Annotated in this window: 14 protein-coding genes; 10 read left to right on the top strand and 4 right to left on the bottom strand. The window is 68.6% G+C overall.

All coding sequences use genetic code 11. The features are described from left to right. Positions 1-112: 112 nt before the first annotated feature. The 8 genes from pncB to AC3WQR_RS05555 all read left to right on the top strand — a co-directional run bounded on the left by pncB (position 113) and on the right by AC3WQR_RS05555 (position 9218). Positions 113-1333, top strand: a complete 1221-nt coding sequence (gene pncB, locus AC3WQR_RS05590) for a nicotinate phosphoribosyltransferase (protein ID WP_062470551.1) — start codon at positions 113-115, stop codon at positions 1331-1333. Positions 1334-1369: 36 nt separating this feature from the next. Next, positions 1370-2782: a sodium:proton antiporter gene (locus tag AC3WQR_RS05585; RefSeq protein ID WP_492741371.1), complete on the top strand. Its 1413-nt coding sequence runs from the start codon at positions 1370-1372 to the stop codon at positions 2780-2782. A 34-nt stretch (positions 2783-2816) separates the two neighbouring features. Continuing rightward, the gene (locus tag AC3WQR_RS05580; protein WP_492741370.1) at positions 2817-3809 is read left to right on the top strand and encodes a 2-hydroxyacid dehydrogenase; all 993 of its coding nucleotides are present in this window, start codon (positions 2817-2819) and stop codon (positions 3807-3809) included. A gap of 36 nt (positions 3810-3845) precedes the next feature. Then, positions 3846-5216: a DNA recombination protein RmuC gene (locus AC3WQR_RS05575; protein ID WP_492741464.1), complete on the top strand. Its 1371-nt coding sequence runs from the start codon at positions 3846-3848 to the stop codon at positions 5214-5216. After that, entirely contained in the window at positions 5213-6376 is a 1164-nt protein-coding gene (locus tag AC3WQR_RS05570; RefSeq protein ID WP_070059634.1) for an MFS transporter, read from the top strand. Before AC3WQR_RS05575 ends, AC3WQR_RS05570 begins: the two co-directional genes overlap by 4 nt. A gap of 109 nt (positions 6377-6485) precedes the next feature. Beyond that, positions 6486-8024 carry an MFS transporter gene (locus tag AC3WQR_RS05565; protein ID WP_492741369.1) on the top strand — a complete coding sequence of 513 codons (1539 nt, stop codon included), beginning with the start codon at positions 6486-6488 and terminating at the stop codon, positions 8022-8024. Positions 8025-8106: 82 nt separating this feature from the next. Beyond that, positions 8107-8565: a hypothetical protein gene (locus AC3WQR_RS05560; protein WP_070059632.1), complete on the top strand. Its 459-nt coding sequence runs from the start codon at positions 8107-8109 to the stop codon at positions 8563-8565. A gap of 2 nt (positions 8566-8567) precedes the next feature. Beyond that, positions 8568-9218 (top strand): TetR/AcrR family transcriptional regulator, encoded by a 651-nt coding sequence (locus AC3WQR_RS05555; RefSeq protein WP_492741368.1) that lies wholly within the window; start codon positions 8568-8570, stop codon positions 9216-9218. 9 nt (positions 9219-9227) lie between these two features. Here AC3WQR_RS05555 and AC3WQR_RS05550 read toward each other — a convergent pair whose 3' ends face one another. The 3 genes from AC3WQR_RS05550 to earP form a co-directional block, all read right to left on the bottom strand. After that, positions 9228-10091 carry an LOG family protein gene (locus tag AC3WQR_RS05550; protein ID WP_070059745.1) on the bottom strand — a complete coding sequence of 288 codons (864 nt, stop codon included), beginning with the start codon at positions 10089-10091 and terminating at the stop codon, positions 9228-9230. A 122-nt stretch (positions 10092-10213) separates the two neighbouring features. Next, positions 10214-10768 (bottom strand): elongation factor P, encoded by a 555-nt coding sequence (gene efp / locus AC3WQR_RS05545; RefSeq protein WP_062479082.1) that lies wholly within the window; start codon positions 10766-10768, stop codon positions 10214-10216. 153 nt (positions 10769-10921) lie between these two features. Then, entirely contained in the window at positions 10922-12007 is a 1086-nt protein-coding gene (earP, locus tag AC3WQR_RS05540) for an elongation factor P maturation arginine rhamnosyltransferase EarP (protein ID WP_492741367.1), read from the bottom strand. Between the two features lie 103 nt (positions 12008-12110). Here earP and AC3WQR_RS05535 point away from each other — a divergent pair, with 103 nt between their 5' ends. Continuing rightward, entirely contained in the window at positions 12111-13559 is a 1449-nt protein-coding gene (locus AC3WQR_RS05535) for a M20/M25/M40 family metallo-hydrolase (protein ID WP_354347211.1), read from the top strand. Positions 13560-13623: 64 nt separating this feature from the next. Here the strand turns inward: AC3WQR_RS05535 and ggt are convergent, their stop codons facing one another. Beyond that, entirely contained in the window at positions 13624-15711 is a 2088-nt protein-coding gene (ggt, locus tag AC3WQR_RS05530; protein ID WP_492741366.1) for a gamma-glutamyltransferase, read from the bottom strand. Between the two features lie 146 nt (positions 15712-15857). Here ggt and uvrC point away from each other — a divergent pair, with 146 nt between their 5' ends. Next, positions 15858-17831 (top strand): excinuclease ABC subunit UvrC, encoded by a 1974-nt coding sequence (gene uvrC / locus AC3WQR_RS05525; protein ID WP_492741365.1) that lies wholly within the window; start codon positions 15858-15860, stop codon positions 17829-17831. Positions 17832-17883: the final 52 nt, after the last annotated feature.

Genomic DNA, 17883 nt, shown 5'->3' with positions numbered 1-17883 from the left:
TTCCCCCTGCCGGTAGGACGTGCAGGCCGGCCCTCGTAGGCACAGGCCGACGCAGGCCGTGATAATGGAACGGACGCCGACGACAGAGACCCGAGACACCGCGCACCGCACCATGATCATTCACAGCCTGCTCGACACCGACCTCTACAAGTTCACGATGATGCAGGTGGTCCTGCACCACTTTCCGGGGGCGCGGGTCGAGTACCGCTTCAAGTGCCGCAACCCGGGCGTCAACCTCGCGCAGTTCGCGGGACAGATCCGCGACGAGATCCGCAGCCTGTGCTCGCTGCAGTTTCGCGACGCCGAACTCGCCTACCTGCGCTCGATGCGCTTCATCAAGAGCGACTTCGTCGACTTCCTGGGCCTGTTTCGGCTCAACGAGAAGTACATCAACGTCATCCCCCAGCCCTCGGGCGAACTCGAGATCCGCATCAAGGGGCCGTGGCTGCACACCATCCTGTTCGAGATCCCGGTGCTGGCCATCGTGAACGAGGTCTACTTTCGCAACACGCAGAAGAACCCCGACTTCGAGGAAGGCCGCCGCCGCCTCGACCTCAAGATCAGCCAGCTGCAGGAAGCCGGCCTGGGCGACCTCAAGATCGCCGACTACGGCACGCGCCGCCGCTTCTCGAAAGACTGGCACGAGGAAGTGCTGCGCACCCTGACCCAGCGGCTCGGCGCCGTGGCCTCGCCGCCGGCCAAGTCGCCCGCTGGCGAACACCTGCCGCAGCTGGCGGGCACCAGCAACGTGCTGTACGCCATGAAGCTCGGGCTCATTCCGCTGGGCACCATGGCGCACGAGTACCTGCAGGCCTGCCAGGCCCTGGGCCCGCGGCTGCGCGACAGCCAGATCTTCGGCTTCGAGAGCTGGGCCCGCGAGTACCGCGGCGACCTGGGCATTGCGCTCTCCGACGTGTACGGCATGAGCGCCTTCCTGCGCGACTTCGACCTGTACTTCTGCAAGCTCTTCGACGGCGCGCGCCACGACAGCGGCGACCCGTTCCAGTGGGGCGAGCGCATGCTGGCGCACTACCACGCGAACCGGGTCGACCCGCTCACCAAGACGCTGATCTTCAGCGACGGCCTCACGGTGCCGCGCACCATCGAGCTGTACCAGCAGTTCCGCGGGCGCTGCCTGCTGGCCTTCGGCATCGGCACCAACCTCACCAACGACCTCGGCTACGAGCCGCTGCAGATCGTCATCAAGATGATCCAGTGCAACGACCAGCCGGTGGCCAAGCTGTCGGACACGCCGTCCAAGAACATGTGCGAGGACGAGAAATACCTGGCCTACCTGCGCCAGGTGTTCGAGATCGAACAACCCCCCGTTTGAAGGCTGTACTGACCTGTCTGGTACGGTACAGCCCCCATGAAGAAAACGATCCGACTGACGGCAGCCGCGGCGCTGCCGATGCTCTTTCCCGCCCTGGCCTTCGCCGCCGATTTCGACGGTGCCGCGCTCTCGCCGCTGTGGGGCGTGCCGTTCGCCGGCATCCTGCTTTCCATCGCGCTGCTGCCGCTGGCCACGCCCGCGTTCTGGCACCACCACTACGGCAAGATTTCCGCCGCCTGGGCGCTGGCCTTCCTGCTGCCCTTTGCCGCAACCTACGGCGCAGGGCTGGCGGGCGTGCAGCTGGTGCATGCGCTGGTGGCCGAGTACATCCCGTTCATCATCCTGCTCACGGCGCTCTTCACCGTGGCGGGGGGCATCCACATCCGCGGCAACCTGCGCGGCACACCCGGGCTCAACACGGCGATCCTGGCCATCGGCGCGGTGCTCGCGAGCTTCATGGGCACCACGGGCGCCTCGATGCTGCTGATCCGGCCGCTGATCCGGGCCAACGACAACCGGCAGCGCAAGGTGCACGTGATCGTGTTCTTCATCTTCATCGTGTCGAACGCGGGCGGCTCGCTCACGCCGCTGGGCGATCCGCCGCTGTTCCTCGGCTTCCTCAAGGGCGTGGGCTTCTTCTGGACCGCGCAGCACATCCTGCCCGAGACGATCTTCATCCTGGCCGTGTTGCTGGCGCTGTTCTATGCCATCGACCGCCACTTCTACCGCAAGGACGGCGTGCTGCCCGTCGACCCGACGCCCGACACCCCGCGCCTGGGCTTCGACGGCGCGGCCAACTTCTGGCTCTTGGGCGGCATCGTCGCGCTGGTGCTGCTGAGCGGCTTCTGGAAATCGCCCGTGGTGTTCGACGTGTTCGGCACCGAGGTTGGCCTGCCGGGCCTGGTGCGCGACGTGGGGCTGGCGCTGATCGCCATCGTCTCGTACAAGCTCACGGCGCCCAAGGTGCACGCCGACAACCAGTTCGAGTGGGGCCCGATGGCCGAGGTGGCCAAGCTCTTCGCCGGGATCTTCCTGACGATCATCCCGGTGATCGCCATGCTCAAGGCCGGCACACAGGGCCCGTTCGGCGCCATCGTGGCTGCCGTGACGCGCGCCGACGGCCAGCCCGACCCGGCCATGTACTTCTGGGCCACCGGCATCCTGAGCTCGTTCCTGGACAACGCGCCGACCTACCTCGTGTTCTTCAACACGGCAGGCGGCGACCCGGCGGCGCTCATGACCACCTATGCCAGCACGCTGGCCGCCATCTCGGCCGGCGCCGTGTTCATGGGCGCCAACACCTACATCGGCAACGCGCCGAACCTGATGGTCAAGGCCATCGCCGAAAGCCGCGGCGTGCGCATGCCCAGCTTCTTCGGCTACATGGCGTGGTCGGGCGCGATCCTGGTCCCGCTGTTCGTCCTGTGCACCTTCATCTTCTTCCGTTGATCCCTCCAGCCCTTCAAAGAAAGAGACACGTTCCATGAGCAGCAGCAAGCCCAAGATCCTGGTCGCGCGCGCGGTGTTCCCCGAAACCCTCGCGCGCCTGGCGCAGCATTTCGAGGTCGAGTCGAACCAGGCCGACGAGACCTGGAGCAAGGACCAGCTCATCGCGAAGCTGCAAGGCAAGCAGGGCGCCTTCACCACCGGCAGCGAGCGCATCGACGCCGCGGTGCTCGACGCCTGCCCCGAGCTGAAGATCTGCGCCAACATGGCCGTGGGCTACAACAACTTCGACGTCGACGCCATGGCCGCACGCGGCGTGCTGGGCACCAACGCGCCCGACGTGCTCACCGAAACCACGGCCGACTTCGGCTTCGCGCTGCTCATGGCCACCGCGCGCCGCATCACCGAGAGCGAACACTTCCTGCGTGCCGGCAAGTGGGAAAAGTGGAGCTACGACATGTTCGCCGGCTCCGACATCCACGGCTCGACGCTGGGCATCATCGGCATGGGCCGCATCGGGCAGGGCATTGCCAGGCGCGGCGCGCACGGCTTCGGCATGAACGTGATCTATCACAACCGCTCGCGCCTCGATGCCGCGCTCGAGGCCGAGTGCAAGGCCCGCTACGTCGGCAAGGAAGAGCTGCTCAAGACCGCCGACCACGTCGTGCTGGTCGTGCCGTACTCGCCGGCCTCGCACCACACCATCGGCGCGGCCGAGATCGCGCTCATGAAGCCGACCGCCACGCTGGTCAACATTGCGCGCGGCGGCATCGTCGACGACGCGGCACTGGCCGTGGCGCTGCGCGAGAAGCGCATCGCCGCCGCCGGCCTCGACGTGTTCGAGGGCGAGCCCAAGGTCCACCCCGACCTGCTCACCGTGCCCAACGTGGTGCTCACGCCGCACATCGCCAGCGCCACCGTGCCCACGCGCCGCGCCATGGCCGACCTGGCGGCCGACAACCTCATCGCCTGGGGCTCCGGCAAGGGGCCCTTGACCCCCGTCACGCCGGTGCCGGCGGCCACGAAGTAACCTGACAGCGAGAGCGACACGCCCCCCACCTTGGAACTGACGGATCTGATTCTTCTCGCACTGGCCGCACTCGCCGTGGTGCAGCTGGTGCTGGTCATCTGGCTGCTGGCCCGCCGGCCACCCCCACCTGATCACAGCGAAATGCTGGGCGTGCTCGCCGCCATGGGCCGCGCCAACGAACGCACCGAGCGCGAGCTGCGCCACGAGATCGGCGAAAGCTCGCGCGGCGCACGCCAGGAAACCGCGCAGGCCTTCGCCACCTTCCAGCAGTCGCTGGTGCAGCAGGGCGCCGAGGCCACGCGCACGCAGAACGCGCAGCTCGACGCCTTCGCGCTGCAGCTCGCCTCGCTGCAGAAGACCCTGGCCGACACGCTGAACACCCAGCTGCAGGGGCTGAGCGAATCGAACGCGCGGCGCCTTTCCGAGGTGCGCACGACCATGGAAACCCAGCTGGCCCAGCTGCAACAGAGCAATGCCGCCAAGCTCGACGAGATGCGCAAGACCGTCGACGAGAAGCTGCAGAGCACGCTCGAGGCGCGCCTGGGCGAAAGCTTCAAGCAGGTGGCCGACCGGCTCGAGCAGGTGCACAAGGGCCTGGGCGAGATGCAGACGCTGGCCGTCGGCGTGGGCAGCCTGCAGCGCGTGCTGACCAACGTGAAGACGCGCGGCGTGTTCGGCGAGGTGCAGCTCGAGGCGCTGCTCGAGCAGGTGCTCACGCCCGAGCAGTACGCGCGCCAGGTCGAGACCAAGCCGCGCAGCGGCCAGCGCGTCGACTTTGCGATCCGCTTCCCGGGGCGCGGCGACGACGGCGCACCGGTGTGGCTTCCGATCGACGCCAAGTTCCCGCGCGATGACTACGAGCGCCTCATCGACGCCCACGAGCGCGCCGATGCGGCCGGCGCCGAGGCCGCGGCCAAGGCGCTCGAGACGCGCATCCGCGTCGAGGCCAAATCGATCGCCGAGAACTACCTCGCGGCGCCGCACACCACCGACTTCGCGATCCTGTTCCTGCCGGTCGAAAGCCTCTACGCCGAGGTGCTGCGCCGCCCCGGTCTGATGGACGCGATCCAGCGCCAGCACCGTGTGACGCTGGCCGGCCCGACCACCTTGCTCGCCATGCTCAACAGCCTGCACATGGGCTTTCGCACGCTGGCGCTGGAGCGCCAGGCCTCCGAGGTCTGGAAGGTGCTGGGCGCGGTCAAGACCGAGTTCGAGCGCTATGGCGAATGGGTGGCGCGCATCAAGGAGCAGGTAGCCAAGGCCTCCGACACCATCGACAAGGCCGACACGCGCGCCAAGCAGATGCGCCTGGCGCTGCGCAAGGTCGAGGCCTTGCCCGAAGCGCAGTCGCAGGCGCTGCTGCCGCCCACGGCCGACACTGACAGCGAGGGCGACGACACCCCGTGAAAGGTTCTGAACTGCTGCGCGTCATCGTGGCGCAGGTCTGTTTGCACGCCACGATGGCGGGCATGCGACTCGCCACACCGCTGCTGGCGCTGCAGCAAGGCTACAGCGCAGCGGCCGTCGGCCTGCTGATCGCGCTGTTCGCGCTGACCCAGGTGTTTCTGGCGTTGCCGGCCGGGCGCTTCGCCGACCGGCACGGGCTCAAGCGGCCGCTGTGGCTGTCGGTGATCGCGGCCTCGGGCGGGGCAGGGCTGGCGCTGATTTTTCCGGTGTTTCCGGTCATGTGCATCGCCGCGCTGCTGACCGGCGGCGCCACCGGCGCGACCGTCATCGCGCTGCAGCGGCACGTGGGCCGCTCGGCCACCGACCCGACGCAGCTCAAGCGCGTGTTCAGCTGGCTGGCCATCGCGCCGGCGGCGGCGAACTTCGTCGGGCCCTTCCTTGCCGGGATGCTGATCGACCACGCCGGCCGCGCGCCGGCAGACCTGCTGGCCTTTCGCATCTGCTTCGCCGTGATGGCCTTCCTGCCGCTGCTGTGCTGGCTGCTGGCGCGCGGCGCGCACGAGCCGCCGCGGGTGGCGCCGGTGCCGGGCGCCGCGCCCACGCGGGCCTGGGACCTGCTGCGCGAGCCGATGTTCCGCCGCCTGCTGTTCGTGAACTGGCTGCAGTCGTCGAGCTGGGACGTGCACGCCTTCGTGCTGCCGGTGCTGGGCCACGACCGGGGTATCAGCGCCTCGGTGATCGGCTCCATCCTCGGCGCCTTCGCGATCGCCGCGGCAGTCATCCGCATCGTGTTGCCGCTGATCGCGTCGCGTGCGTCGGAGCGCAGCGTGATCCTGAGCTCGACCGTCGTCACTGCGGCCGTGTTCGCCATCTACCCGCTGCTGAATTCACCGTGGACCATGGGCATCTGCTCCGTGGTGCTGGGCTTCGCGCTCGGCGCAGTGCAGCCGATGGTGATGAGCATGCTGCACCAGATCACGCCGCATGCCCGGCACGGCGAGGCGTTGGGGCTGCGGCTGATGACCATCAACGCATCGAGCGTCGCGATGCCGATGCTGTTCGGCTCGCTCGGCGCGCTGATCGGCATTGCCGGCGTGTTCTGGGTGGTGGGCGGCGTGCTGGCGCTGGGCGCCAAGGCGACCTGGGGATTGAAGCTGTGACGGCGGTTTGAATCCCACGTTGCAAATAACAGTAATTCTCATTTGATTGACAGAATACTGACTCGAAGTCAGTATCGACGCCTTCTTTCTTCCTGACCCGAAGGCGTCCATGGGCTCCCATTCCCCGTCGGCGGCTGCCGACCCGCGCCGCCGCCTGGCCCTGGTGGCGGCGGTCTACCTCGGCAGCTTCATCGCCACGCTCGACGTGAGCATCGTCAACGTCGCGCTGCCCACGCTGCAGCGCGCGCTCGCGACCGACCTGGCCGGGCTGCAGTGGGTGATCGACATCTATGCGCTGTGCCTGTCGGCCTTCATGCTGTCGGCCGGCCCGATCGGCGACCGCTACGGCCGCAAGCGCGCCTGGCTGGCCGGCGTGGTGGTCTTCACCGTGGGCTCGGCGATGTGCGCGATGGCGTCGGGGCTGCCGATGCTGCTGGCGGGCCGCGCGGTGCAGGGCGTGGCGGGGGCGCTGATGATTCCGGGCGCGCTGTCGCTGCTGGCGCACGCCTTCCCCGAGCCGGCCAGCCGCGCGCGGGTGATCGGCGGCTGGTCGTCGTTCACGGCGCTGTCGCTGATCCTCGGGCCGATGCTCGGCGGCCTGCTGGTGGACCACGCGGGCTGGCAGAGCATCTTCCTCATCAACCTGCCGATCGGCGTGCTGACCGTGGCGCTGGGCATGTGGGGCCTGCGCGAGTCCTCGCACCCCGAGCATGCGGCGCTCGACCCGGCGGGGCAGGTGCTCAGCGTGCTCTGGCTGGGCGCGTTGACCTACGGGCTCATTGCCGCGGGCGAGCACGGCTGGGGCTCGCGCCACGCGGTGGTCGCGCTCGTCGCGGCGGGTGTCGGACTGGCGCTGTTCCTGGCCGTGGAGGCGCGCGTGGAACGGCCGCTCCTGCCGCTCGCGCTGTTCCGCGACGCGCGCTTTTCGGTCACCAACTTCGCCTCGTTCGTGCTGGGCTTCTCGACCTACGCCAGCCTGTTCTTCTTCTCGCTGTTCCTGCAGCAGGTGCAGGGCTGGTCGGCCAGCGAGACGGGTTGGCGGCTGGTGCCGCAGTTCGTGGCGACGGGCCTCGTGGCCTCGCAGTTCGGCCGGCTGGCGCGCCGCTTCGAGGTGCACACGCTGATGGTCGCGGGCTACGGACTGATCGGCGTGGCGATGCTGCTGCTGACGCTGTTCTCGGCCGACACGCCGTACCTGCCGCTGGCGCTGCTCTTCGTGGCGCTGGGTGCGGGCGCGGGCCTGGCCGTGCCGGCCACGAGCACGGCGGTGATGGCCTCGGTGCCCGCGCAGCGCTCGGGCATGGCCTCGGCCACCATGAACGCGCTGCGCCAGGGCGGCATGCTGATCGGCATCGCGCTGCTCGGCACGCTGATGCGCACGCGCGCCACCGCGCTGATGGCCGATTCGCTCGCGCGTGCCGGCGTGCCCGATGCACCGCAGGCGGCCGTGGCGGCGGTGTCCCGCCACGACCTCGGCGCGCTGGCCGCGCTCGACCCCGGCATGGCGCAGCGGCTCCTGAGCGATGCGCTCGCGGGCGGCTTCCATGCCGCGATGGCCTGTGCCGGCGTGGCCGGCCTGGTGGCGGCGGGGCTGCTGCTGCGTGTCAGGCCGCGTGCCGCCGCGCTCGCCGCCCCCACGCGTGCCTGAGCCGTTCGCCATGCCCGCCGTCCGCATTCCCTTCCTGCGCCGCAGTGCCCGGCGCCTTCCGGTTGTCTACAAGGAGTCTTTCATGATCCGTCACGAACTCAGTCAATGGCCGCTGGTCATCAGCGTGTCCGCAGGCCTGCAGACGCTGGAAAGCCTGCAGGCCTTCACCGAGGACTGGAACCGCTGGCTCGACCGCGGCGAGCCCTTTGTCTCGCTGCGCGTGTTCGCGGACGCCGATGCGCTGGTGCATCCCGAGGGCAGCGCCCAGAGTGCCAGGCAGTGGCTGCAGGCGCGCGGCGCCGACATCCGCCGCCATATGATGGGCATGGCGAGCGTGGTGCCCGCCGACCAGTTCGAGAAGATCAGCAAGATGAACGTCGAAAAACTCTTCGGCATTCCCGCGAGCACCTTCGCCCGCACCGACGAGGCCCTGGCCTGGCTGCGCGAGCGCGTGCTGGCCCCGCGCGGCCTGTGTCTCGATGCCGCGGCCGTGCACGCCGCCATCGACACGGCACGCGCCGGTGCCATGGCTGGTTCTTGACCATGACAAGCAGCAGCCCCGACGACGCCCCCGCCACCGCCGCGCGCCGCCGCACCAAGGCGCCGCAGACCCGCGCCGTCGCACTGATGGACGCCGCCGAGCAGCTGTTCATCGCCAAGGGCATCCTCGCCACCAGCATCGACGACATCGCCGCCGGCGCGCAGGTGGCCAAGGGCACCTTCTATCTGTACTTTCCGTCGAAGGAGGCGCTGCTCGGCGCGCTGCAGCAGCGCTTCGTCGACACCTTCTGCGCGCGCCTGCAGGAGGCGATGGACCGCCACGCGTCGGGCAAGTACCGCGCGCGGCTCAAGGCCTGGGTGGAAGCGGGGCTGGAGACCTACCTGGACAACGTCGCGCTGCACGACGTGGTGTTCCACGAGTACCGGCCCGAGGACCGGCGCATGCGCAACGACAACGTCGTCATCACGCAGCTGGTCACCCTGCTGAAGCAGGGCGACGCCGCGGGTGTGTGGGAGGTCGAGGACGCGACGCTGACGGCCGTGATCCTCTTCAACGCGCTGCACGGCGTGGCCGATGATGCCGTGGCCATGGGGCCGCACGCGAACCCCGTGGCCGACCGCCGTCGCCGCGCCCGCGCGCTCACGCGCTTCTTCGAGCAGGCCCTGCGGCCCGACGACAGCGACGACGCCTGAGCGGGGCGGTCAGAGTTTGTAGAAGCGCTTGATGGCGTCCCACGCGTCTTCCGGCGCGTCGACGTATTCGAAGAGCTTCACGTCGCCGGGCGAGATCACGCCTTCGTCGACCAGGAAGTCGAAGTCGATCAGCTTCTTCCAGTAGTCCGAGCCGAAGAGCACGATCGGCACCGGCTTCGACTTCTTGGTCTGGACCAGCGTGATCACCTCGAACAGCTCGTCGAGCGTGCCGAAGCCGCCCGGGAACGCCACCAGCGCCTTCGCACGCATCATGAAATGCATCTTGCGGATCGCGAAGTAGTGGAACTTGAAGCTCAGTGCCGGCGTGACGTAGGGGTTGGCTTCTTCTTCCATCGGCAGCGCGATCGCCAGGCCGACCGAGAGGCCGCCGGCTTCATGCGCGCCGCGGTTGGCCGCCTGCATGATGCCGGGGCCGCCGCCGGTGCATACGAAGAGCTTGTCCTGCGGTTCCTTCTTCTCGCTGTACTGCGCGACCAGCTTGCCGAAGGTGCGCGCCTTCTCGTAGTAGTGCGAATTGCGCGAGAGCCGGCGCCAGCGCTCGGCCAGGGCCGTGTCGCCGGCCGCCTCGGCCTGCGCGACCAGCGCGGCGGCCTCGTCTTCGCTGCGGAAACGCGCGCTGCCGAAGACCACCACCGTGTTCTCGATGCCGTGGGCGCGCTGCTCGAGGTCGGGCTTCATCAGCTCGAGCTGCATGCGGATGCCGCGCGTTTCGCGGCGCAACAGGAACTCGGGGTCGGCGAAGGCCAGGCGCGAGGGATCGGGATCGAGGGGCAGGCCTCGGTCGGAATGGGACTGCAGCGTGGCCCAGGCATCGGCCAGGCGCTTGTCGTGAATGTTGTGCGTGTTGTTCATGAAACGGTCGTCGAACGGAATTGGCTTGGCATTGTGCGCCGATGCAACCCGCGTGCCCGCCAACGAAAAAGGCTCCTTGCGGAGCCTTCGTCGTGGTGGTGGTCAGCCGGGTGCAGACGCGCTCAGACGCGCTTGCGGTATTCGCCGGTGCGGGTGTCGATTTCGATCTTGTCGCCTTGCGACACGAACAGCGGCACGCCGACTTCGAAGCCGGTGGCGATCTTGGCGGGCTTCATGACCTTGCCCGAGGTGTCGCCCTTGACGGCCGGCTCGGTCCAGGTGATTTCGCGCTCGACGCTGGTCGGCAGTTCGACCGAGATGGCCTTGCCGTCGTAGAACACCACTTCGACGGCCATGCCGTCTTCGAGGTAGTTCAGGGCGTCGCCCATGTTCTCGGCTTCGACTTCGTACTGGTTGTACTCGGCGTCCATGCAGACGTACATCGGGTCGGCGAAGTAGGAGTAGGTGCACTCCTTCTTGTCCAGCACGATCTGGTCGATCTTGTCGTCGGCCTTGAAGACCACTTCGGTGTTGAAGTTGGCGATCAGGCTCTTCATCTTCATGCGCACGGTGGCGCTGTTGCGGCCGCCGCGGCTGTATTCGGTCTTGAGGACGACCATCGGGTCCTTGCCGTGCATGATGACGTTGCCGGCGCGGATTTCTTGAGCGATTTTCATATCAGGTTCTCTGGATGTTGGCCGCTCGGTGCGCGGGGCCCTCGGCGCTGCATGCCGTCGTATCTGGCCCCGCCGTACATGTCCCGCGGCAGGTTTGGCGAAAGGCGTCCCCGACCGTGGCGGCCAGGGCTGAATTCCGCAAAGCCCGCTATTTTAGCTTTTTCCGGCGACCAGCTGCCGCAACTGGGCCAGCAGATCGTCCTGCGCGAGCAGCCTGTCGCGCGCCGCACGGGCGGTGTCGCGCCAGGCGTCCAGCGGGCCGGGCGCGGGCAGGGGGGCGTCGCCGAAGCCGTTCCAGGCGTGGTGAAAAAGCCGCAGCTCCGGGGGGGCGCCGAGCCAGTCGAGCCAGGCGTTGAGCTTGACGTGGTGCGCGTCGTCGTCCTGCGGGTAGATCTGCCAGACCAGCGGCGCGCCGGCCCAGAGGGCGCGCACCAGCGAGTCTTCGCCGCGCACGAAGTTGAGGTCGCAGGCCCACAGCAGGTGGTCGAAATCCGCCTGGCTGAGGTAGGGGAGGTATGAAATTGATAGCGAACTTTGAACGTCCAACGGGCGATCTGACATGCACGCTCGCACCGCATGCGCGGCCCGGCCTGCGGTGACCAGCAGCCGCGTGGGCACCGGGTCGGCGGCCAGCCGGGCGAGCAGGGCGGCCAGCGCGGGCGGCTCATAACAGAAGAGCGACACCAGGCGCTCGCCTTCCTGCCAGGGAATCTGCTGCGCCTGCAGCCAGCGGGCGCGGTCGAAGCGCGCCTGCCGCGCCATCAGGTCGGGCTCGCGCAGCAGGCCGCCGGTCGCGGGCGTGAAGCCGGGGTAGAAGAAACGTTTCGTCAGCCCGGCGCCCGGGCCCTTGAACACGGGCGAGGGCAGCCGGTGCAGTTTCTCGACATAGGGTTCGGCCGACAGGTACTCGAGGTTGATCCAGGCCTGCGCATGGCTCGGGGCCTGCGCGAAACGCGCGATGAGTTCCGGCTCCGGGTCGCAACCGAAAGCCTCGACCAGCACCTCGGGCGCCGGGTCGGCGACGGCGCGGCGCACGGCTTCGGCGTCGGACCAGTCGATCACCTGCACGCCGTCGCAGGCGGCCGGCGCCATCCAGTTCAGCGCCGTCGGGTCATCGACCCACAGCCGCGCGCGCTCGCCCGCCGCCGCCAGCTGGCAGGCCAGGCGCCAGCAGACGCCCAGGTCGCCGTGGTTGTCGATGACCTTGCAGAAGATGTCCCATTGCATGCGCGTGCCCATGGCCGCGAGTGTGCCTGTCTTCGCGGTCGCTCAGGCGCGGGCGAAAACGCGGCCCGCTTGCTATGCTGCCCTCGCCACAACAACCATCGGAGAGAGCCAGACCATGAGGATGCAGACCCGTCGCCGTTCGTCGTTTTCTTCTTCGCCCTTGCGCAGCGCCAAACGCGGCGTGCTCGCGCTCTCGCTGGCTCTGGCCGGCATCGCCGGCGCCCAGGCCCAGACCGCGCCGCTCACCGCGCAGCAGCAGCGCTTTCGCGAGATCTACAAGGAACTGATCGAGATCAACACCACCCACTCGGTGGGCGACAACACGGTCGCGGCGCGGGCCATGGAAAAACGGCTGGTCGACGCGGGCTTCGCGCCCGGCGACATCCAGATCTTCGAGCCCTTCCCGAAGAAGGGGAACCTGGTGCTGCGTTTCAAGGGCGACGGCAGCAAGAAGCCGTTGCTGCTGCTGGCCCACATCGACGTGGTCGAGGCCCGCCGCGAAGACTGGAAGACCGACCCCTTCAAGCTGCAGGAAACCGGCGGCTACTTCACGGCGCGCGGCGCCATCGACGACAAGGCCATGGCCGCGGCGCTGGTCTCTGTGCTCGGGCAGCTCAAGCAGGAAGGCTTCAAGCCCAAGCGCGACATCATCCTGGCGCTCACCGCCGACGAGGAACGCGGCGACGCGCTGAGCAACGGCGCCTTCTGGCTCATCAACAACAAGCCCGAGCTGCTGCAGGCCGAGTTCGGCATCAACGAAGGCGGCGGCGGCGAGCTGCGCGGCGGCAAGCCGAACCTGCACCGCATGCAGGTGGCCGAGAAGATGTACACCACCTACATGCTCGAGGCGCGCGACGTGGGCGGCCACAGCTCGGTGCCGACCAAGACCAACCCGATCTACGCGCTCTCGGCCGGCCTGGAGCGCCTGGGCAACTACGCCTTCCCGATCAAGCTCGCGGACGTCACCAAGACCTACTTCGCGCGCAGCGCCCCGTTTGCCACCGGCCAGCTGGCCGACGACATGCGCGCCATCGGCAGCGGCAACCCCGACGCCGGCGTGCTCGAGCGCATGACGGCCAACCCGGCCTACAACGCGCAGCTGCGCACCACCTGCGTGGCGACGATGGTGCAGGCCGGCCATGCCGAGAACGCGCTGCCGCAATCGGCCAAGGCCACGGTCAACTGCCGCATCCTGCCGCACGACGATCCCGAGGAGGTCGAGCGCCTGCTGACCCAGGCCGTCGGCAACGACAAGATCGTGGTGCGCAACATGGGCAAGCCGCTGCGCAGCCCGGCCTCGCCGCTCAACGGCGACCTCGTGAAGACGGTCGAGACGCTCACGCAGCAGATGTGGCCCGGCGTGCCCGTGGTGCCCGCCATGAGCACCGGCGCCACCGACAGCCGCTTCCTGCGCAACGCCGGCATCCCGATGTACGGCGTGACCGGCATGTTCCTCGAGCCGGCCGATGCGCGCGCACACGGGCTGGACGAGCGCATCGAGATCCAGCGCCTGTACGACGGGCGCGAGTTCCTGTACCGGCTGGTGTCGGAAGTCGCGAAGTAAATAGATAGATAAGTGATCAGGCCAAAGGGCCGGCGCGGTGAAGGCTGCGCCGGCCCTTGGCCGTTCAGGGCGTGAAGGTGTCGCCCAGCACGATGCCTTCGCGGCGTGGGTCGGCGCCGCCGGTCAGCGCGGGCTTGCCGCCGACGTTCGTGCGGATGATGGTGCTCACGCCGCTGGACTGCGCCCCGAGGTTCACCGTGTGGCCGAGCGCGCGCAGGCCGGCAATCAGCGGATCGTTGTTGCCCGAGTTGGAGGCGTCGATGGCCGGGTGCTCGCCGCCCACGTTGGTGAGGCTGTAGGTGGCGCCGGGGGGCGTCGGTGGTGGGGTGTTGGTGGCACCGAAGTCGACCAGTGACGTGGCTTGTTGCGCATCGAGTCCCCAGTCGAGCGCGCCAACCAGCGTCTTCACCACGTACTGGATGATCGTGCCGCCGCCTGGCGAGCCGGTGCCCATCACGAATTCGCCCATGCTGCCGTCGGCGTTCTTCTTGAACACCAGCGTCGGCGCCATCGTGCTGCGCGGGCGCTTGCCGGGGGCGACGCGGTTGGCGAACTTCACGTTCGGGGTCACCGAGGTGTCGATCGGGTTGAGTGCGAAGTCGGTCAGCTGGTTGTTCAGCAGGAAGCCCTGCGTCATGTGGAACGAGCCCATGCTGCCTTCCACCGTCGTGGTCATCACGACCACGTTGCCTTGCTTGTCGACGACGGTGAAGTGCGTGGTGCCATGCTCTTCGGTCTTGTCGATGCCCAGCGGCACATCGCCCCGGTCGCCAGCCTTGGCGAGATTCATGCTCTTCGTCAGGCTGATGAGGCTGGCGCGGCCCTGCAGGTAGGACTTGTCGATCAGCATGGCGGGGCTGCCGCCGGGCAGCGGCACGAAGTCGGTGTCGGCGACGTACTTGTCGCGGTCGGCATACGCCAGCCGCTCGGCTTCGCTCACCAGGTGCACGCCCATCACGCTCGGCTTGCCGCCTTCGAGGTCGATGGCGGTCGGCTTGTGGTCACTCAGCGTGAAGTTCTCGAGGATGCCGAGCGTCGCCACCACCGCGATGCCGCCCGAGGACGGCGGCGACATGCTGCAGATGTAGTACTCGCGGTAGGTGCTGCAGACCGGGTCGCGGCGCTTGGCCTTGTAGTTGGCCAGGTCGGCCAGCGTGGTCTTGCCGGGCGTGATGGCCGAGCCGTCGCTGGCCGCCGTGGTGACGCCGATCTTGTCGACGATGCCCTTGGCGATGTCGCCCGTGTAGAAGGCGTTGGCGCCCTGTGTGGCGATGGCGTTCAACGTCTTGGCGTAGGCCGGGTTCGTGAGCCTCGTGCCCAGCGCCTTGGGCGTGCCGTCGGCGTTGAAGAAATAGGCCGTGGCGTCGGCGTCGCGCTTCAGGCTCGATGTGGAACCTGCGATGGCGGTCGCCATGCGGCCGCCGATCAGGAAGCCGTCGGACGCCAGCGTGATGCCATAGCCGAACAGGTCTTTCCAGGGCAGCTTGCCGTGGTCTTGATAAGCGATGTCGAGCATGCGCACGGCGCCGGGCGTGCCGATGGAGCGGCCGCTGGCTCGGGCGCCGCCGGGCTTGGGTGCGGTCTGGTCGTTCGTGTCGTCGATCCAGCGCAGGTAGTTCTCGGTGGCCGCTGCGGGCGCCGTCTCGCGGCCGTCGTAGGCCTGCACCTTCTTCGTCGCCGCGTCGTAATGGAGCATGAAGGCGCCGCCGCCCAGCCCACTTGATTGCGGCTCGACCAGGCCGAGCACGGCCTGCACCGCCACCGCCGCATCGACCGCGCTGCCGCCGGCTTTCAGCACGTCGCAGCCGGCGCGCGTGGCCAGCGGGTGGTTCGCGACCACCATGTAGTTCTTGGCGTACACCAGCTTGTGGCCGGGCACGTAGCCCGACGCCGGCTCCGGCGCGGCCGGATCGCCCGGGTCGCCCGAGCCGACGACCACGGAGGTGCCGCTGCTCGGGATCTGGCAGCCGTTGTCGGCGGCGGGCGGGGCCGTGGGCGTGGGCTGGTTGGCCGCGTTGATCGCGGCGATGGCCGCGACCAGTGCGGCGTTGTTCTGCGCGTTGTTGTTGCTGTTGCCACCGCAGCCGGCCACGGCCAGGGAGAGCGCGAGGGGCGTCAGGGCCCGCCACGCGCGCGTGGAATTCTTGTTCATGGAGAGTGCTTCCCGAGTGGTGTTATTCGAAGGACAACGGGCGCTCCTCGCGCCCGCGTCCATGATGAGCACATTTCATTCCCGTGCGTGTCGCGTTCGTGCCGGCGACGCCGCAAGGGCCCGCGCCGCGCGCCACAATAGCCGCCATGTCCGACGTGCATTCCGATCAATTGCTCAGCGAAGTCGCGGCCCTGCCGCAGTTGCCGGGTGTCTACCGCTATTTCGACGCGGCCGGCGCCGTGCTGTATGTGGGCAAGGCGCGCAACCTGAAGAAGCGGGTCGCCAACTACTTCCAGAAGAGCCACGGGGGCACCCGCATCGGCCACATGATCTCGAAGATCGTGCGCATGGAGACCACCGTGGTGCGCTCCGAGGCCGAGGCGCTGCTGCTCGAGAACAACCTGATCAAGACGCTCAAGCCGCGCTACAACATCCTGTTTCGCGACGACAAGAGCTACCCCTACCTGAAGATCGCCTCGCACGGGTTTCCGCGGCTGGCCTACTACCGCGGCGCGGTCGACAAGAAGCACCGCTACTTCGGGCCGTACCCGAGCGCCTGGGCGGTGAAGGAATCGATCCAGCTGCTGCAGAAGGTGTTCCGCCTGCGCACCTGCGAGGACACGGTCTACGCCAACCGCACGCGGCCCTGCCTGCTGTACCAGATCAAGCGCTGCAGCGGCCCCTGCGTGGGCCTCATTTCGCCCGAGGCCTACGCGCAGGACGTGGCCAGCGCCGAGGCCTTCCTGCTCGGCGACACGCAGGGCGTGCTCTCCACACTCGAACAGCGCATGACGGCGCACGCCGAGAAGCTCGAGTTCGAGCAGGCGGCCGAGCTGCGCAACCAGATGTCGGCGATCTCGCGCGTGCTGCACCAGCAGTCGATCGAGGTGGTGTCCGACAAGGACGTCGACATCCTCGCGGTCAAGGTGCAGGGCGGCAAGGCCTGCGTCAACCTCGCGATGGTGCGCGGCGGGCGCCACCTGGGCGACCGCGCGTACTTTCCGGTGCACGTGGACGACGCGGCACAGATCCACCACGGCGAGCTCGACGCCGAAGAGGGCGCCGACCCGGTGGTCGCCGACCCGATCGAGGTGCAGGTGCTCGAAGCCTTCATCGCCCAGCACTACATCGACGTGCCGGTGCCCGCCACGCTGGTGCTGGGCCGGCAGGTGAGCCGGGCGCTCATCGAGGCCATTTCTCAGCAGGCCGGCGCGCGCGTGACGGCCGTGTTCCAGCCGCACGAACAGCGCCGTCACTGGCTCGAGATGGCCGAGACGAATGCGGGCCTGCAGCTGGCCCGGCTGCTGGCCGAAGAGGGCTCGCAGCAGGCGCGCACCCGTGCGCTGGCCGACGCGCTCGAGCTGGCGTCGGACGACCTGGACAACTTCCGCGTCGAATGCTTCGACATCTCGCACACGGCGGGCGAGGCCACGCAGGCCTCGTGCGTGGTGTTCGCGCACCACACGATGCAGAACCGCGAGTACCGCCGCTACAACATCGACGGCATCACGCCCGGCGACGACTACGCCGCCATGCGCCAGGTGCTGCACCGCCGCTACGGCAAGCTGGCCGAGGCGATGGCGGCAGAGACCGAGGCCCTGGCCCCGGGCGACGCGGAAAGCGAAGGGACCGAGGGCGTCGAGGCGCCGCCGCCCAGGACGCCGGCCGCGCGCATGCCCGACCTGGTGCTGGTCGATGGCGGCAAGGGCCAGGTGTCGATGGCGCGCGAGGTGTTCAGCGAACTGGGCCTGCCGCTGTCGCTGATCGTCGGCGTCGAGAAGGGCGAGGGCCGCAAGGTCGGGCTCGAAGAACTGGTGTTCGCCGACGGCCGCGAGAAGGTCTACCTCGGCAAGGATTCGGCGGCCCTGATGCTGGTGGCCCAGATCCGCGACGAGGCGCACCGCTTCGCCATCACCGGCATGCGGGCCAAGCGCGCCAAGGTGCGTGTGGGCGGCAGCCAGCTCGAAGACATCCCGGGCATCGGCCCGAAGCGCCGGGCGCGTCTGCTGCAGCGTTTCGGTGGCATCCGCGGCGTGGCGGCGGCGAGCGTGGAAGACCTCGCCTCGGTCGAGGGCATCGCCACCGAACTGGCCGAGGAAATCTATCGCGCGCTGCGTTGAAGCCGGGATTGCCCCCGTCCTTCCGGCGCTTCACGCGTGCATGACACAATCG

This window comes from Variovorax sp. FW305-3-2-15-B-LB1, assembly GCF_058787635.1.
The sequence above is the reverse complement of the archived record's forward strand: the minus strand, read 5'-3'. Positions and strand labels throughout refer to the sequence as shown.

What these genes read in the sequence shown, in the direction of transcription:
- AC3WQR_RS05565 (WP_492741369.1), top strand. Translation starts at nt 6,486, where the DNA reads ATGGGCTCCCATTCCCCGTCGGCGGCTGCCGACCCGCGCCGCCGCCTG.
- earP (WP_492741367.1), bottom strand. Translation starts at nt 12,007, where the DNA reads ATGGGCACGCGCATGCAATGGGACATCTTCTGCAAGGTCATCGACAAC.
- pncB (WP_062470551.1), top strand. Translation starts at nt 113, where the DNA reads ATGATCATTCACAGCCTGCTCGACACCGACCTCTACAAGTTCACGATG.
- AC3WQR_RS05585 (WP_492741371.1), top strand. Translation starts at nt 1,370, where the DNA reads ATGAAGAAAACGATCCGACTGACGGCAGCCGCGGCGCTGCCGATGCTC.
- AC3WQR_RS05535 (WP_354347211.1), top strand. Translation starts at nt 12,111, where the DNA reads ATGAGGATGCAGACCCGTCGCCGTTCGTCGTTTTCTTCTTCGCCCTTG.
- AC3WQR_RS05555 (WP_492741368.1), top strand. Translation starts at nt 8,568, where the DNA reads ATGACAAGCAGCAGCCCCGACGACGCCCCCGCCACCGCCGCGCGCCGC.
- AC3WQR_RS05560 (WP_070059632.1), top strand. Translation starts at nt 8,107, where the DNA reads ATGATCCGTCACGAACTCAGTCAATGGCCGCTGGTCATCAGCGTGTCC.
- ggt (WP_492741366.1), bottom strand. Translation starts at nt 15,711, where the DNA reads ATGAACAAGAATTCCACGCGCGCGTGGCGGGCCCTGACGCCCCTCGCG.
- uvrC (WP_492741365.1), top strand. Translation starts at nt 15,858, where the DNA reads ATGTCCGACGTGCATTCCGATCAATTGCTCAGCGAAGTCGCGGCCCTG.
- AC3WQR_RS05580 (WP_492741370.1), top strand. Translation starts at nt 2,817, where the DNA reads ATGAGCAGCAGCAAGCCCAAGATCCTGGTCGCGCGCGCGGTGTTCCCC.
- efp (WP_062479082.1), bottom strand. Translation starts at nt 10,768, where the DNA reads ATGAAAATCGCTCAAGAAATCCGCGCCGGCAACGTCATCATGCACGGC.
- AC3WQR_RS05550 (WP_070059745.1), bottom strand. Translation starts at nt 10,091, where the DNA reads ATGAACAACACGCACAACATTCACGACAAGCGCCTGGCCGATGCCTGG.